13 protein-coding genes are annotated in these 15,914 nt (G+C 74.1%); 8 read left to right on the forward strand and 5 right to left on the reverse strand.

The genetic code is table 11. The annotated features are described in order from the left end of the window. The first annotated feature begins 168 nt into the window (after nucleotides 1-168). Nucleotides 169-1,470 (forward strand): MFS transporter, encoded by a 1,302-nt coding sequence (locus AB1207_RS09600; protein ID WP_367637893.1) that lies wholly within the window; start codon nucleotides 169-171, stop codon nucleotides 1,468-1,470. Nucleotides 1,471-1,472: 2 nt separating this feature from the next. On the opposite strand, the gene thrS is transcribed toward AB1207_RS09600, so the two are convergent. Next, the gene (thrS, locus tag AB1207_RS09605; protein WP_367637895.1) at nucleotides 1,473-2,708 is read right to left on the reverse strand and encodes a threonine--tRNA ligase; all 1,236 of its coding nucleotides are present in this window, start codon (nucleotides 2,706-2,708) and stop codon (nucleotides 1,473-1,475) included. 140 nt (nucleotides 2,709-2,848) lie between these two features. Next, nucleotides 2,849-3,844: an alpha/beta hydrolase gene (locus AB1207_RS09610; RefSeq protein WP_367637896.1), complete on the reverse strand. Its 996-nt coding sequence runs from the start codon at nucleotides 3,842-3,844 to the stop codon at nucleotides 2,849-2,851. Between the two features lie 195 nt (nucleotides 3,845-4,039). On the opposite strand from AB1207_RS09610, the gene AB1207_RS09615 reads away from it, so the two are divergent. Genes AB1207_RS09615 through AB1207_RS09625 form a run of 3 tightly spaced genes read left to right on the forward strand, consistent with a single transcriptional unit; the run spans nucleotide 4,040 to nucleotide 6,655 of the window. Continuing rightward, nucleotides 4,040-5,302 (forward strand): RNase A-like domain-containing protein, encoded by a 1,263-nt coding sequence (locus AB1207_RS09615; protein WP_367637898.1) that lies wholly within the window; start codon nucleotides 4,040-4,042, stop codon nucleotides 5,300-5,302. Beyond that, complete coding sequence (locus tag AB1207_RS09620; protein ID WP_367637899.1) at nucleotides 5,299-6,177, forward strand: hypothetical protein; 879 nt, start codon at nucleotides 5,299-5,301, stop codon at nucleotides 6,175-6,177. Before AB1207_RS09615 ends, AB1207_RS09620 begins: the two co-directional genes overlap by 4 nt. Before the next feature lie 55 nt (nucleotides 6,178-6,232). Further along, the gene (locus tag AB1207_RS09625) at nucleotides 6,233-6,655 is read left to right on the forward strand and encodes a very short patch repair endonuclease (RefSeq protein WP_367637900.1); all 423 of its coding nucleotides are present in this window, start codon (nucleotides 6,233-6,235) and stop codon (nucleotides 6,653-6,655) included. Here AB1207_RS09625 and AB1207_RS09630 read toward each other — a convergent pair. Beyond that, nucleotides 6,618-8,051: an HNH endonuclease signature motif containing protein gene (locus tag AB1207_RS09630; protein ID WP_367637901.1), complete on the reverse strand. Its 1,434-nt coding sequence runs from the start codon at nucleotides 8,049-8,051 to the stop codon at nucleotides 6,618-6,620. The genes AB1207_RS09625 and AB1207_RS09630 overlap by 38 nt on opposite strands. A gap of 128 nt (nucleotides 8,052-8,179) precedes the next feature. Continuing rightward, nucleotides 8,180-9,319, reverse strand: a complete 1,140-nt coding sequence (locus AB1207_RS09635) for a 5-methyltetrahydropteroyltriglutamate--homocysteine S-methyltransferase (protein WP_367637902.1) — start codon at nucleotides 9,317-9,319, stop codon at nucleotides 8,180-8,182. A gap of 112 nt (nucleotides 9,320-9,431) precedes the next feature. Here AB1207_RS09635 and AB1207_RS09640 point away from each other — a divergent pair, with 112 nt between their 5' ends. Beyond that, nucleotides 9,432-10,640, forward strand: a complete 1,209-nt coding sequence (locus AB1207_RS09640) for an MFS transporter (RefSeq protein ID WP_367637903.1) — start codon at nucleotides 9,432-9,434, stop codon at nucleotides 10,638-10,640. Then, nucleotides 10,637-11,383: an SDR family NAD(P)-dependent oxidoreductase gene (locus AB1207_RS09645; protein WP_367637904.1), complete on the forward strand. Its 747-nt coding sequence runs from the start codon at nucleotides 10,637-10,639 to the stop codon at nucleotides 11,381-11,383. The genes AB1207_RS09640 and AB1207_RS09645 overlap by 4 nt, the downstream gene beginning before the upstream one ends. Before the next feature lie 10 nt (nucleotides 11,384-11,393). Here AB1207_RS09645 and add read toward each other — a convergent pair whose 3' ends face one another. After that, nucleotides 11,394-12,416: an adenosine deaminase gene (gene add / locus AB1207_RS09650; RefSeq protein WP_367637906.1), complete on the reverse strand. Its 1,023-nt coding sequence runs from the start codon at nucleotides 12,414-12,416 to the stop codon at nucleotides 11,394-11,396. 153 nt (nucleotides 12,417-12,569) lie between these two features. On the opposite strand from add, the gene AB1207_RS09655 reads away from it, so the two are divergent. After that, complete coding sequence (locus AB1207_RS09655; protein WP_367637907.1) at nucleotides 12,570-13,562, forward strand: alpha/beta hydrolase fold domain-containing protein; 993 nt, start codon at nucleotides 12,570-12,572, stop codon at nucleotides 13,560-13,562. 18 nt (nucleotides 13,563-13,580) lie between these two features. Next, on the forward strand, nucleotides 13,581-15,911 hold the full coding sequence (locus AB1207_RS09660) for a putative bifunctional diguanylate cyclase/phosphodiesterase (protein ID WP_367637908.1): 2,331 nt from the start codon (nucleotides 13,581-13,583) through the stop codon (nucleotides 15,909-15,911). Nucleotides 15,912-15,914 lie beyond the last annotated feature (3 nt).

Here is a 15,914-nt window from a genome sequence, read left to right on the forward strand (position 1 = left end):
CGCGCGCTCATCACGACCCGTGATGACTGATAAGCCTTCAACTGCGGTGCAGCCTACCCCTCGCGTCGCCGATGATGGTCACGCAGCGTCAGTGGCCCGGGAGCACCAGTCGGGCCGCCGCCCGAGGTCAGGTCAGCACCCGAAGGACAGCACGAGAGGCACCCGTTCGTGACACCGGCAGCCGCCGAAGCCAGCACCGAGTCGACCCCCGCCAGCCCCGAGAGCCCCCGCCGCACCGGCAGCACGTTCGCCGCCCTGCGCGTCCGCAACTTCCGCATCTACGCCACCGGTCAGGCCTTCGCGAACACCGGTGTCTGGGTGCAGAACATCGCCCTCGACTGGCTGACCCTCGAACTCACCGGCTCCCCGGCGGCCGTCGGCATCGCGATGGCGCTGCAGTTCCTGCCGATCCTGCTGTTCGGCATGCACGGCGGTATGATCGCCGACCGCTACCCCAAGCGGACCATCCTGCTGATCACGCAGTTGTGCAGCGCCTCCGTCGCCACGACGCTCGCCGTCCTCACGATCTCCGGCCACATCACGGTCGGCGCGATCTACGCGATGGCCCTCGTCGGCGGTTTCGTCGTCGCCCTCGACAACCCCACCCGGCAGTCCTTCGTCGGCGAGGTCGTCCCCGCGCAGTACGTCCGCAACGCGATCGCCCTCAACGCGGCCGTGTTCCAGACGACGCGCCTCGTCGGCCCCGCCGTCTCGAGCATCCTCATCGGGACGGTCGGCTCCGGGTGGGCGTTCGCCGTGAACGCGCTGCTGTACGTCGGGCCCACCATCACCCTCGCCTCGATGCGGACGGCGGAACTGCACCGCACCACGCCGCTGCCGCGCGAGAAGGGCCAGTTGCGTTCGGCCCTGCGCTACGTCCGCGACCGGCCGCACGTCGGCTGGACCATCGCCCTCGTCGGCGTCTTCGGCACCTTCGGGCTGAACTTCCCCGTCGTGCTCACCGCGATGGCGTCCGAGACCTTCCACGCCGGCGCCGGCATGTACGGGACGTTCAACATCGTCATCGCGGTGGGGTCGATCGCGGGGGCCCTCATCGCCGGCGGCCGCAGCCACTCCCGGCTGAGGCTCATCCTCCTGCTCGGCGCGGCCTTCGGTGCGGCGCAGACCCTCGCCGCCTTCGCACCGAACCTCGAGACGTTCACCGTCGTCCTCGTCCTCATGGGCGTGACGAACCTCGCGTTCCAGGCGATCGCGAACAGCTCCGTCCAGCTCTGGGTCGACCCGGAGTACCGCGGCCGCGTCATGGGGCTCTACGTGCTGGTGTTCATGGGCGGCACGCCCATCGGCGGCCCGATCATCGGCTGGATCACCGAGCACGTCGGCGTCCGCGCCGGGATGGCGGTGTGCGGGATCGTGCCGCTCGTCGCGGCCGTGGCCCTCGCCGCGGTCCTCGCGGCACAACCGGCCCTGGCGCGACGACGCCAGGGCGCGGCGGTGCTCGCGGGCTGACGTCAGCCCGCCCGGCGGCCGACCGCCTCCCGGGCCGCGAGGTCGGCGCGGAGGCGGTCGACGGCCTCGGCCACCCGGACCCGCCGGCCGCGGGTCCCGCGTTCGGCGAGGTCGACCTCGTCCGCGGCGACCTCGGCGTCCCCCACCACGGCGACCCACGGCACGCGCTCCTCGCGGGCGGCCCGCACCCGCCGTGGCAACGACCCGTCGTGGTCGACCTCCACGCGGAGGCCGGGGAACCGCTGCGCGAGCCGCTCCGCGTGCTCGCCGTGCCGGTCCCCGCTGACGGGCAGCACGCGCAGCTGCACCGGGGACAACCAGGTCGGCAGCCAGCCGCCGTCCACCTCCAGGAGCATCGCCACCAGTCGTTCCGCCGACCCCAGCAGGCCGCGGTGGACCACGACCGGCCGGTGGCGCTCGCCGTCGCGGCCCACGTACTCGAGCCCGAACCGTTCCGGCTGCACGTGGTCCACCTGGACGGTGGAGACGGTCTCCTCACGGCCCGCGGCGTCGGTCACCTGGACGTCGACCTTCGGGCCGTAGAACGCGGCCTCGCCCGGTGCCTCGTCGAACGGGCGGTCGCCCAGGGCGTCCCGCAGCGACGACTCCGCCCGGCGCCAGGCGTCGTCGTCGCCGAGGTGCCCCTCTCCCGGACCCCGCAGCGAGAGCCGGAACCGGCTCACCGGCAGGCCCAGCAGCGCGTACGCCTGTTCGACGGTCTCGAGGGCCAGGCGCACCTCGTCGACGACCTGGTCCGGGCGGCAGAACGCGTGCGCGTCGTCGAGGCTGATCTGCCGCACGCGGCGCAGCCCGGTGAGGACGCCGGACAGTTCGCTGCGGAACATGGCGCCGAGTTCGGCGTAGCGGACGGGCAGGTCCCGGTAGCTGTGCGGCCGGGCGGCGAACACCTGGGTGTGGTGCGGGCAGTTCGCCGGGCGGAGAACGTACTCCTCGTCCCCGACGCGCACGGGCGGGAACATGTCGGCGGAGAACTTCTGCCAGTGACCGGACCGCTCGAACAGGGCGCGCTTGCCGAGGACGGGGGTGTTGACCCGTCGACAACCGGTCGCCAGCGAGAGGTCGACGGCCAGGCGTTCGAGTTCACCGCGGACGACGCCACCTGCCGGCAGCCACAGCGGCAGGCCGGGGCCGACGAGGGGTGAGGTGTCGAACAGGCCGAGGTGGCGGCCGACGGACGAGTGGTCCGCAGGTGCGGGGTGGTTCGCGGGGTCGTTCACAGGGTTCCTCCCGGGTTCGTGGGGGTCCCCGGGAACGACGAGAGCCCCGGGGGTGACCCCCGGGGCTCTGCTGACGTCAGCTCAGCGCTGACGGCGACGCCGGAGGTGGACCGGCGTCGTCGTGCAGGACGGGCTGCTGTTCACCCGTCCACCGTGGCACCGTCGGTGCCGTCCTGTCGAGGAGTTTCCGCGGCGGCCGGGTGCAGGGCGCGGCGCAACGCGCTCACGCCGAGCTGGAACGACGTCCGCGTCACCGGGGCGTCGACGGCCATCTGGTAGCCGTGGAACGCGCCCGGGTAGACGTGCAGCTCGGTCGGGACGCCGGCCCGCACGAGCCGGCGCGCGTACTCGACGTCCTCCTCGAGGAAGAGGTCCAGCGCACCGACCTCGAGGAACGTGGGCGGCAGGCCGCTGAGGTCCTCGGCGCGCGCGGCGGCGGCGTACGGCGAGATGCCGGCCGACCCGGGGTCGGTGCCGAGGTGGGCGCGCCAGCCGAACTCGTTGTACGTCGGCGTCCACACGAACTGCCCCGTCACCGGGTTCGGGTCGTCCGTGGTGACCGTGCGGTCGTCGAGCATCGGGTAGACGAGGAACTGCATCACGAGGGGCACCTCACCGCGGTCGCGCGCGAGCAGTGCGAGGCCTGCTGTCAGTCCTCCGCCCGCGCTGGCACCCGCGATCGCCAACCGCGACCGGTCGACGCCGAGGTCGGCGGCGTGCTCGTGGAACCACCGCAGCGCGGCGTAGCAGTCCTCGACGGGGCCCGGTGCGACGTTCTCCGGGGAGAGCCCGTAGTCCACCGAGACGACGACGGCGTCGAGCGCCAGGGCGTAGGTGCCCGACAGCGCGCGGTCGGCGTCCGGGCTGCCGAAGACGTACCCGCCGCCGTGGATCCACAGCACCCCGGGGGCGTCCGGTGCGAGGGAAGCGGGCCGGTGCACGAGGACCCGCACCGGCTCCTTCCCCTCCCGGGGGACGAAGACCTCCTCCTCGCTCACCCCGTCCGGCAACGGAGGGGTCGGCGCTGCGGCCATCGCCGCGCGCACCGCACCGAGCCCTTCCGGGGTGAGGTCCAAGGGCGGCAGCAGGGCGAGGGCGCCGGCGATGTCGGGGTCGATGAGGTGCGTGGTGTCCACGGGGCGCTCCGGGAGTCGGCGGTGACGACGAGAGGTGGATGACAGCAAGCCTGTCCTACCAGGTGCGGGACCCCGCGACCAGCGTCCGCGACGGGCGATCGACGCAGCGTGGCCCCGGGCGGCGGCCTGTGGACGACGAACGACGCGGTTCTCCTGCCGCGGCTAGTTTCCGGCGCACCGGAGAGGAGGTGGTGCGTGGACGAGTTGTCGGGGTTGTCGGTGGCGCTCGCCGACGCGGCCGCCTCCGCCGCCCGGGCCGCCGCGGACGGGACCGCCGACGTGTCCGTCGACGTCGCCCGGGCCGTGGAGTCGCTCGGCGGCTGGTACGGCGTCGCCCGCGACGGTTTCGCCGACCGGGTCCTGGAACTCGACCGGCACCTGGGGACGCTGCAGGACGTGGCGCGCGCCGGTGCCGACCTCGTCGAGGAGTACTCCCGCGAGCTCGGGATGCTGCAGGGTCAGCTCGCGCGGGTCGACGTCGGCCGGGAGCAGGTGCAGGCCCGTCTCGACGCCGGGATCGGGGACCTGGTCGCCTGGCACGCGGACTGGGCCGAACTGGACCGGTGGGAGGCGAGCCGCCGGGTCGTGCTCGAGGAGTTCGACACCCTCACGCAGACCTTCGCCGCCCGGGTGTTCGCGGTGGTCGACCAGGTGCCCCGACGTCCTCGACGCCTCGGGGAACACGTCGACGACGCGGCCCGGACCGTCGGTGGCGCGCTGCTCGAGGGCGCGTACCTGGCCGCCGGGTGGTCGTGGGACCGGTCGGGGTGGGCGGGCACGGTCGGCCAGATCCCGTCTGCGGCGTTGGACGCGGTCAGTCATCCCGTGCGGACGTTGGCCGACGCCGTCGCCTGGGACGACTGGCGGGACGGGCGCTACGGCGCGGCGGGCGCGACGCTCGGGATGGCGGTCGTCGGCCGAGGTCTGCGCGGCAAGCCGCTCGGGACGGCGCTCGGCAAGACGCTGCCGGAGGAGCATCCGCTAAGGGAGCACCTCGATGCGAAGGGGGTTCCGAGGCCGCAGAGCCTCGACGACCTGTGCGGCGGTGTGGACCTCGGGCGGAGCGAAGTGTTCCTGCCGGCGCACACGCTGGGACGGCACGTGGACGTGGATGATGCGTTCTTGAAACGGCGCCTGGAGACGGGGCAGGTGGAAGAAGGGGTGGAGGGGTTGAGAACTCCGCCGCGTGCTTCGCGGTTCGTGGACCAGGCGACGGCGGAAGCGGTCATCGGGGAGGCGCTGAGGAGTCAGCGGTCCGAGATCGACGCGGTCGCGGCGTCAGGTGCGCGTGAGGTGCTGGTGACGGCCCCCGCGCCGTCGAACGCAGGTGTCATCTGGAAGAAGGACGGCAATGGCGGATTCGAGCAGGTTGAGGTGTCGACGGTGAAGGTCGTGTTGAACAAGGCGCGCGACGGATCGTGGTTCGTCCTGACGGCGTACCCGGACGACCGGTCGTGATCGGCTCCCTGGTGCCCCTCGCGTACGCGGATCTGGACTGGGGTCTGTGTCCCCGTGAGCGGCTGGAGCACCTGCTCGCGTCGAACGGCGTGGACTTCGCGCGGGAGCGTGACGTCTGGGCTGAGTTCCTGTCCCGCGCGCGAGCCGGTGACGTCGAGTGGGAGATCGCGGAGAGCAGCGGTGTCCATTCAGTCCTGCCGCCGGAAGGAGTCTCCTGGGCGCGATGGGCCGAGTGGTTGGACAGCCGGTTGAGCGAGGTCGCCGACGATCCGTCCTCCACCGTCGACCTCCCGAACTACCTCCCGGGATGGCGCTCCTACGCCTCCGAACTGGCCCCCGGGGCTCAGGACCTCGTGCAGCGTGCACTGGCGCGAGTGGCGCTACCGGAGACCTCCACGATGCGGGACTTCGTGGTGGTCGACGCGGGTGCACCGGTGGGTGCGGTTCTTCGCGGGGCTGAGGACTCCGCGGAGGAGGAACCATTGGTGTCCCACGCCCTGGGGGTGGTCCTGGAGAGGACAGACCGCCTCCGCGTCGTGCGGGTGAACGCTGTCGACCCGCGGGTGGACGAGCGGTTCCCCCGGTGGAGTTCCTCGTGGCCGCTGCTGACCGCCGTCCTCGGGGGATGGTTCAGCGACGCGGCTCTCGGACAGGGGGACCCCTGGTTCCAGCAGGCCGCGATGCTGGCGTCCGAGAGCGACGAGGTGCTGACCGGGCTCGTCCGGGAGGGGCGGGAACTGCTGCTGCTGGACGACGCGGACCTCCGCGCGTTCGTCGCGTCGACGGGGTCGTGCATCCAGCCGGACCACCTCCGCTGGTGGTTCGAGTGGATGTTCTGGCGCATCGAGACGTTCGACTGGAAGAGTCCTGCCTGACTGGGCCGAGCCCGGCCCGGCGCCCCCGCCGTCGTCGCCGGCCGCCGCGGGGGTCATGCGGCGGACCCGGCGGCGGGACACGGCGCCCGAGCTGGCGCTGCGTCGGGAACTGCACCGGCGGGGGCTGCGCTACCTGGTCGACGCCGCACCCGCGGGGACGAACCGTCGCCGCCGGGCCGACGTCGTGCTGCGCGGGTCGCGGATCGCACTCTTCGTCGACGGGTGCTTCTGGCACTCCTGCCCCGTCCACCTGCACCTGCCGCGAGCGAACGCGGCGTGGTGGGCGGTGAAGCTGGCCAGCGTCACCGCTCGCGACCGGGACACCGACGAGCACCTGCGCGCGCACGGCTGGTTGCCGGTGCGCGTGTGGGAGCACGAACCCGTGGCAGTGGCAGCGGATCGGATCGTCGACCTCAACCACCAGCGCAGGGCCGAACGGCTCACGCGGCCCGGTCGTCCCGTTCGAGGGCGCGGGTGAGGTCCTCCACCTGCTGCAGCAGGGCGGGGTGGTTGTTCCGCGTCCAGGGTCCGGGGGTCATGAGCTGGCCCAAGTCCCGTTGGAGGCGTCTGGTTTCCGGTAACCCGTCCTCGCCGAACCGGGCTTCGAGGCGGCCGGCGTGGAGGGCTCGGTGGTCCCTGCTGCAGAGCAGGACGAGGTTGTCGACGCTGGTCGGTCCGCCGTCGGCCCAGTGGACCACGTGGTGGAGGTGGCAGGCCCAGGCCGGGGCTCCGCAGCCGGGGGCGATGCAGCCGCGGTCGCGTTCGGCGACGATGAGGCGCTGGTTGTCGCTGGCGTGCCGTTCCAGGGTGTGCAGGGACCGGGGCCGGCCGAGGCGGTCCATGACGGCGACGGTGACGTCGCCGTCGCAGGAGGCGGCACGCAGGGTCGCGTCGCTGACGGGGCCGTGGGTGTCGGCGGTGGCGGTGCCGGTCTGGAGCTGCCCGGTGTCGTCGAGGGTGGCGCGCAGGACGACGGTGGCCTTGTGCGCGACGACCGGGTCGGTGCTGCTGGCGGGGTGGTGGGCGCCGGTGGTGACGAGGTCGACGAGCCCGTCGTGGCGGCGTTGACCGACCGAGCGGGTGTCGTCACCTGATGCCGTGGGCAGGGGTTTGGCGGCGGCTTCGACGGCGGAGCGGACGACGACGGCGTCGGCCTCGTCGAGGTCGACGGTCATCCGCAGCATCCCGTGGCGGCGGGTGAAGGTGAGGGTGCGGCGGCTGGCGGAGTCCGGTTCGAGGTCGCGGACGTGCCGGTCGACGCGTTCGGGGTCCAGGCGGGTGAGGAGTTCTTCGCTCAGGTGGGTCGCGGTGCCCAGCGGTTGGGTGCCGCTGACGGTGGCGAAGTGCCCGTCGATGAGGTCGGCGCGGCGTTGGGTGGTCCAGACCCGCTCCCCGGTGTCCATCTGCACGTCGATGTCCACGGTCCCGCGTCGCAGGGGGGTGGGGATGGACTGCAACGCGGTGACCGCGCCGTGGACGTGGGCCAGGGTGGTGCCGCCCGACGCCAGGGCCTCACCCGTCCGCGCGAGGGATCCGCGGTCCCCGTCGAGTCCGCCGATCTTCCCGTTCCAGTGCGCGTCGGGGTCGGTGTGCCGGGCCGCGGCGACGTCCTTGCGGGCCAGGGTGCGGGACAGGTTCACCGGTGAGGTCGCGAGCAGGTCCACCACCGAACTCTCGGGGGCGTGCTCCAGGGCGCGTCGCAGGAGGTGGAGTTTGGCGGCGTCGAGGCGGTTGCCGAGGGCGTAGAGGGTGCGGGTGAGGTGGTCGACGTCGTCGCGGTCGAGGGTTCCCAACGGCAGGGCGTTGAGGTCGTCCAGGACGGAACTCAGGCGCGTGAGGGCGTCCTGGGCTGCGTGCTGGGCGGTGCCGGTCACGTGTTCCAGGGTAGTCGAACAAACCCTGTAGGGCTAGACCCTGCGACGCCCAACTCCCTGTGCGGCAATGGTTCACGCGTCGTGCACTGTGGATGGGGTGTGGACGACGATGTCCACACCCCGCCCTCTCAGCCCCAGACGCGCTCGGCCACGCGCACGACGAGATCGAGTTTGCGCCACTGCTCGTCCTCGGTGAGGTCGTTCCCCTCCTCGGTCGAGGAGAAACCGCACTGCCCGCTGAGCGCCAGCTGCTCCAGCGGGGCGAACGTCGCGGCCTCCTCGATGCGCCGCACGAGGGCGTCCTCGTCCTCCAGGGTCGGCACCTTGGTGGTGACCAGGCCCAGGACGACGCGCTTGCCCGGGGGCAGGAACCGCAGGACGTCGAGGGAACCGGAGCGTTCGTCGTCGAACTCCAGGAAGTACCCGTCGACGTGCAGGGAGTTGAACAGCGCGTCCGCGATCTGCTCGTACCCGCCCGTCTGCGCCCACGAGGACCGGTAGTTCCCGCGGCACAGGTGCGTCGCCACGGTGAGGTCGTCCGGCCGGTCGGCGATGGCGGCGTTGAACAGGTCGATGAACGCGGGCAACCGGGTCTGCGCGGTGCCCTCGTTCTTCGGGTCCCCGAAGAACGTCAGCGTCACGTCGTCGAGCTGGGCGTACCGCAGGCCCTGGGCGTGCAGACGGCGCAACTGCTCGGCGTAGGCGGCGGCGATGTCGCTGCGGAGCCGGGCGTCGGCGTCGGTGCCCGGTCCGCCCTCGCCGTAGGCCGCGGTGCCGTCCAGGGGGATGAAGGAGTTGTGCACCTGGTTGGGCGACGGCATCGTCAGCTTGGGCACCTGCCCGGCGCCCTGGTCGGTCGCGGCCTGCTGCAGGAACTGCAGGTGGTCCGCGAACACGGTGTGCTCCAGGTGGACCGGCGCGGTGGCCTTGACGCGGGTCAGCGGCACCTCGATCGGCTGCCCGTCGAGGGTGCGGAACTCCCGCGTGAACGACTCCTTCGCCTCGATCCCGCCGAGGGAGAGGATGAAGTCCTCGTGCCAGTAGTGGCGTCGCAGCTCGCCGTCGGTCACCACCGTGAGCCCCAGCTCGGCCTGGCGGCGGACGACGTCGCGCACGGCCGCGTCCTCGACCTCCCGCAGCTGGGCGGCGTCGATCTCGCCGGCCGCTCGCCGGGCGCGGGCCTCCCGCAGGGCCGGCGGGCGCAGCAGGCTGCCGACGTGGTCAGCGTGGAAGGGGGCGCGGTCCGCGGCCGCACTGCTCGACGTCATCGCCCCAGTCTGGTCGAGCGCGGACGCGTGCACCCGTCGGACGGCGTGCACCGGACGGCGGTCCGTTGACACCTGGTGCCGCAACGGGCCAGGGTCGGCGGCAGGAGGTCCGGTGCGGTCGTACGTCGAGGTGCTCAGCCCGCGGGCGCACCTGCTGCTGGCCGTCAGCGGACTGCTGGCCCGCGTCCCGCTGGCCGTCGTGGGGTTCGCCGCGCTGCTCGTCGTGCGCCGTTCGACGGGGGAGTTCGCGCTCGCCGCGACGGTGTCGGCCGTCGTCGTGGCCACGGGGGCGTTCGTCGGCCCGGCCCTGGGCCGGTGGGGCGACCGCCGCGGCCAGGCGGTCGCCCTGCGCGCGGCCGCGGTCGTGGGTGTCCTCGGGGCGGTCCTCTTCGTCGCCGTGACCGCCGGGGACGCACCGGCCCCCGTGGTCCTGCTCGCGGCGGCCGTCGTCGGGGCGGGGGTGGCGCCCGTGGGGTCCTTCACCCGCACCCGCTGGGCCCGCACCTACCCGCGACGCGAGGGGGCCGCCGATCCCCGCCTGGCGACGGCGTTCGCGCTCGAGGGGGTCTTCGACGAGCTCGTCTGGGTCGCCGGGCCCGCCCTGGCCTCCCTCGTCGCGGCGGCTGCCGACCCGCGGCTCGCCCTCGTCCTGGCCTGCGCCGCCGGGGCCGCCGGGTGCCTGGTCCTGTCCGTCCAGGGACACGGTGCCCCGACGGGAACCCCGGAGGGGCGCCGCCGGCTGGGCCTGCCCGTCACCCGGCCCGAGGTCCTCGGTGTGCTGGCCGCGGGCGTCGCCGTGGGGGCCGTGTTCGGGCTCGCCGACCTGTCCGCCGTCGCCCTCACGACCGAACGCAGCGTGCCCCAGCTCGCGGGGTCGGTGCTCGGCGCGGGAGCGCTCGGTGCCGTCGTCGGCGGACTCGTGGTGGGGGTGCTGCCGCCCGTGGCCGACCCGCGGCGGGGAGTGGTCGCGGCCGCAGCGCTGTTCGGCGCGGGGTACGCCTCCCTGGCCACCGTCCCCGGCGTCGTCGGGATCCTCGTCCTGAGCTTCCTCGCCGGGGCCACCTACGCACCCCTCGGTGTCGCGGTGAACCGCCTCGTCGAGGACGCCGCCCCGGCCCACCGGCTCAGCGAGTCCCTCGCCTGGGTGAGCACGGCGGGGACGGCCCTCGGCACCGTCCTCGGCGGGTTCGTCGTGGACGCCGCGGGGGCCCGGGGCGGCTACCTGCTCGTCGCGCCGCTCGCCGCCCTCCCGGTCCTCTGCGCGCTGGCCGGCACCCGCCGCGCGCGCCGGGGCGAGCGGACCGGCAGGATCGGCGGGTGAACGCCTCCCAGAGCCCCGGCCGCTTCGCCGACCGCGACGTCGTCGTCACCGGGGCCGCGCACGGCATCGGCCGCGCCTGCGCGGTGCGCCTGGCCGCCGAGGGGGCGCGCGTCGCCGTCCTGGACCGCGACCTGGCGGCCGCCGAGGCGCTCCTTCCCCAACTCGCGGGCACCGGTCACCGGGCCCGCGCCGTCGACGTCCTCGACGACGCCTCGGTGCGCGCGGCCTTCGACGGCCTCGCCGCCCACGCGCTCGTGCACGTCGTCGGCCTCGCCCTCGCGCAGGGGGAGTTCGAGGAGTCGCTCGACGAGGAGTGGACGGCCAACCTCGACCTGAACCTGCTCGGCGCCGTCCGCTGCACCCGTGCCGCCCTGCCGGCGCTGCGGGAGCACCCGACCTCCGCCGTCGTCCTCGTGAGTTCCATCAACGCCCTCGCCGGGCTGGGCAGCGAGGCCTACGCGGCCTCCAAGGCCGGGCTCGGGGCGCTCGCGCTGAACCTCACCCGCACCCACGCCCCGCACGGGGTCCGGACGAACGTCGTCGCCCCCGGCACGATCCGCACCCGCGTCTGGGACGGGCAGCCCGGGATGCCGGACGCGTGGGCCCACTGGTACCCGCTGGGCCGCGTCGGCGAACCCGAGGACGTCGCGGCCGCCGCGGCGTTCCTCGCCTCCGACGACGCGGCCTGGATCAGCGGCCACACCCTCCCGGTCGACGGCGGGTTCCTCGCCAACGTCCGCTGAACCGGAGGGGTCACAGCGGCGGCGCCACGAGCGCCTCGTACGCGTCGAGTTCGGCGAGGAACCCCTCCTTCACGTCGTCGGAGGCCCAGGAGATGTCGATGGCGTTGCGCTGCAGCTGGATGAGTTCGTCCGGTCCGAGCGACGCCGCGCGCGTCAGGGCGACGAGGTTCTCCGTGACGTACCCGCCGAAGTAGGCCGGGTCGTCGGAGTTCACCGTCACCTTCACCCCGCGGCGCAGCAGGTCGGCGATGACGGGGGCCTTGCTGTCGTCGGTGACGAAGGAGTTCGAGACCGGGCAGCAGGTCAGGCCGGTCCCGCGCTCCTGCAGCAGCGCCAGCAGCCGGGGGTCCTCCACGACGTTCGTGCCGTGGTCGATGCGGTCCACCGCGATGTCCTCCAGCGCCTGCCGCAGGTGCTCGACGGTGTCCTCCTGGTCGATGTCGCAGTGCACCGTCACCTTGAACCCGGCCTCGCGGGCGCGGGCGAACAGGTGGGCGAACTTGGCCGGCGGGTTCCCGCGCTCGTCGGAGTCCAGGCCGATGCCGACGACCTGCTCGCGGAACTCCAGCATCCGCTCCACGACGTCCTCGGCGCTCTCGACGGGCAGGTCGCGGACGATGCAGAGGATCAACCCGGCGCTCAGCCCCAGCTCGCGCTGCGCCTCTTCCACGGCGTCGTGGTACCCGAGGACGACGTCCTCGAACGCCACCCCGCGCGCCACGTGGACCTGCGGGTCGAAGAACACCTCGGCGTGCCGGACGTTCTGCGCGGCGGCCTTGCGGAAGTAGGCCATCGCGAGGTCGCGGAAGTCCGCGCGCGTCACCAGCACGTCCATCGCGGGGTAGTAGACGGCCAGGAAGGACGCCAGGGAGTCGAAGACGTAGGTGGCCCGCACCTCCTCGACCGTGCTCTGGCCGATGTCGACGCCGTTGCGGCGGGCCAGTTCGAGCTTGAGCTCCGGTTCGAGGGTCCCCTCGAGGTGCAGGTGCAGCTCGACCTTGGGCAGGGCGGCGGTGAAGGCGTCGAGGTCCATGCCGCGATCCTGCCCCCTCACGGGACCCCGCCGTCGTACCGGTCCGGCTGGCAACACGACCGCAACACGACGGCCACCGGGACGAAACCCACCGGGGTCGCCCGCGGGGCACGCTGGGAGACCGCACGACGCTGCGAGACCGAGGAGTCCGACGTGCCGACGTCCCCCGTGCTCGACCCCCGTCTCACCGACGTGGAGGCCGCCCGGCTCCACGCCGCCCGCGCGCTCGTCGACGCCTCGCTCACCCCGCGGCACCTCGCCGGGCTGGCCGTCGCCCGCGCCCGCGCCCGCCGCCCCGCCCCGTCCACTCCCGATGTCGGGGTGCGCACCCAGGACCTCGCCGTCCGCGGCGCCGCCGGGCCGCGGCCGGCGCGGCTCTACGTCCCCGACGAGCTGGAGCAGTCGGCCACCGTCCTCTTCCTGCACGGCGGCGGCTGGGCCCTCGGCGACCTCGACACCGACGACCTGCTCTGCCGGCGCCTCGCCGGGACGGCGGGCGTCACCGTCCTGAGCCTGGCCTACCGCCTGGCCCCCGAGCACCCGTGGCCCGCGGCGCTCGACGACGCCGCGGCCGTGCTCGAGGCGCTCGCGGCGGGCCGGGTGCCCGGGCTCACGGGGCCGCTCGTCGTGGCCGGGCACGGCGCGGGCGGTCAGCTGGCCGCCGTCCTGGCCCTGCGCGCCCGCACGGGGCGGGTGCCGCCGCTGGCCCACGCGCTGCTGTTCTGCCCGTTGCTCGACGACGCCCTCGACCGCGACTCCCACCGCCGCTACGGCGACGGTCTCGGGCTGTCCGTGGACGACCTCGCGTGGTTCTGGCGGATGTACGTCCCCGACCGCGCGACCCGGCACCGCAGCGACGTCGCACCCGCCCGGGCGCGCGAGCTCGCCGGTTGCGCCCCCACCACGGTCGTCGTCGCGGGCGCCGACCCGGTCCGGGACGAGGGCCTCGCCTTCGCGGCGGCGCTGCGGGCCGCGGGGGTCGACGCCCGGGAGGTGCTCGTGGACGGCGTGCCGCACGACGTGCTCGCGACACCCGGCCCGGCGGCCGGGGAACGGGCGGTGCGGACGGCCGCGGAGCACCTGACCGCGACGCTGTCCGCCGGCCGGGTGCTGGACCTGCGCGAGGGCGTACCGCAGCTGCGCTGAGTACGGCACTCTCGGGGGGTGAGCGGGGGTGACGGGCAGTTCATCGTCGACGGGCGCACGGCGCGCCGCACCGACGCCGCCGCGGTCGTGCTGCTCGTGCTCGCGGGTGCCTACGCCGTCGTGGCGGCCGGGTGCGCCCTGGGCCTGTGGCCGGTGCGGGTCGGCCGTCTCGCGGACGGGACCCTCGGCAACGTCGTCGAGGCGGGGGTCCTCGCGGCCTTCGTCTGGCGGGCCCGGCGGTGCCACCGGGTCTCCCCGTTCTGGACGCTCATGGCCGTCGGGGTGGGCGCCTACTGCGCCTCCGAGGTCGCGTTCGACGTCGCCGAGGCCCTCCTGGAGCGGGGGGTGCGGGGCATCACGGGTCTGGAGCTCGGCTACGCCGTCGGGTACGGGACGCTCCTGGTGGCCGGCGTCCGGCTCGTGTGGGTGGGCGCGCGGCGCTGGCGCGTGGGCTACGTGGCCGAGGCCCTCGGCATCCTCCTGCTCTCGGCGGCGCTCGCGCAGGAGTTCGTCGTGCGGCCCCTCGTCGGTGCCAGCGGGATGCCGTCGGCCGCGGTCACGACGTGGGTCATGCTCGTCGTCCTCGACGCCCTGCTCTGCGCGGCGACGGTCGTGGCCGCCGTGCGGTCCCGCGGGCGTTGGTGGTCGCTGGCCGTCGGCTTCGGCCTCCTGGCGCTGGGCGACACGACCTTCACCGTGGTCTCGCTCGCCGGCCGGTACACCCCGGGCGGGGGTGTCGACGGCCTCGCCGTGGCGGGGTTGGCCTTCCTCGGTGTCGGGGCCCTGCGCATCCGCACGGGGGCCGGCGGACTGCGCCGCAGCCGGTTCTCGATCGTGCTCACCCCCGCCGTCGTGCTGCCCCTGAGCTTCGTGCTCCTGGCCCTGGACCACGTCCACCGGCTCAGCCCGTCGGCCGTCTGGCTCACCGCGGGCGCCGCGACCGCGGCCATCGTCCGGCTGGTCCTGTCCCAGCAGGAACTGCTGGAGCTGGCGACGCTGCGGCGCGAGGCCTTCACCGACGACCTCACGGGGATCGCCAACCGGCGCGCGCTGCTCGCCGACCTGGAACGCCGGTGCGCGACCGACACGCCGTTCGCGCTGGCCATCGTCGACCTCGACCGGTTCAAGGAGGTCAACGACGGCCTCGGCCACGCGGCGGGGGACGAGCTGCTGCGCCAGGTCGTGCACCAGCTGCTGCAGGCCGCGCCCGACCCCGTCCTCGTCGCCCGGCTGGGCGGCGACGAGCTGGCGCTCGTCCTCCCGGGGACGAGCGGGCCGGACGCCGGCGCGGACGCACTGACCCACGCCCTCGCCGTGCACCGGGCGATGGTCCGCTCCTACGACCTGCTGGGGCACCGCGTCCACGTGGCCGCGAGCATCGGCGTCGCGACGTGCCCCGAGGACGCGCAGCGGCCGTCGGACCTGCTGCGGTGCGCCGACATCGCGATGTACGAGGCGAAGACGCTCGGGGGCACGGTGTGCGCCTTCGGTGCCGGTGACGCGAGCGACCCGGCCCGCCAGCGCAGCAGCCTGACCCTCATGACCCAGCTGCGGACGGCGCTGGGCCTGTCCGACGACTCGCTCGCCGCGGCGGACTGCGGACGGCTCACGGTGCTCTTCCAGCCGCAGATCGACGTGCCCACCGGGACGGTGTGCGGGGCCGAGGCGCTGGTGCGCTGGGACCACCCCGACCTCGGGACGCTGAGCCCCGCCGCCTTCCTCGACGAGGCCGAACGGCACGGCCTCATGGGGCACCTGACGCACCGCGTCCTCGACGACGCGCTCGCCGCGGCCGCGACCTGGGCCGTGGACCTGCCCGGGCGGCCGCTGCGCCTGGCCGTGAACCTGTCCGCCACGAACCTCCTCGACGTCGACCTGCCGACCCGCGTCGCCGACCTGCTCGCCCGGCACGGGGTCGCCCCCGCCGTCCTGGTCCTGGAGATCACCGAGACCGTCCTCATGAGCCGCTCCCCGCGCACCCGGTCCGTCCTGGAGGGGTTGCGCGCGCTGGGCGTCGGGTTGTCCATCGACGACTTCGGCACGGGCTGGTCGTCCCTGGCCTACCTCAAGGAACTGCCCGTCGAGGAGGTCAAGCTCGACCGCAGCTTCGTCGCCGACATCGCCGCGGACCCGCGGTCGGCGGCGATCGTGGCGTCGACGATCTGGCTGGGACACCAGCTCGGGGTGCGGATCGTGGGGGAGGGGGTGGAGTCCGAGCACACGCTCGAGGTCCTGCGGCGCCTCGACTGCGACACGACCCAGGGTTTCCTGCACTCCCCGGCGCTGCCGGCCGCGGAGTTCCGGGACTGGTGCTCGGTCCACCTCGCCGGGCTGGAGGCGGCCCCGTAGGGT

Source organism: Kineococcus endophyticus (assembly GCF_040796495.1).
GTDB lineage: Bacteria > Actinomycetota > Actinomycetes > Actinomycetales > Kineococcaceae > Kineococcus > Kineococcus endophyticus.

Coding starts and splice junctions, on each gene's coding strand:
- AB1207_RS09625 (WP_367637900.1), top strand. CDS start 6,233: ATGCGGCGGACCCGGCGGCGGGACACGGCGCCCGAGCTGGCGCTGCGT.
- AB1207_RS09635 (WP_367637902.1), bottom strand. CDS start 9,319: ATGACGTCGAGCAGTGCGGCCGCGGACCGCGCCCCCTTCCACGCTGAC.
- add (WP_367637906.1), bottom strand. CDS start 12,416: ATGGACCTCGACGCCTTCACCGCCGCCCTGCCCAAGGTCGAGCTGCAC.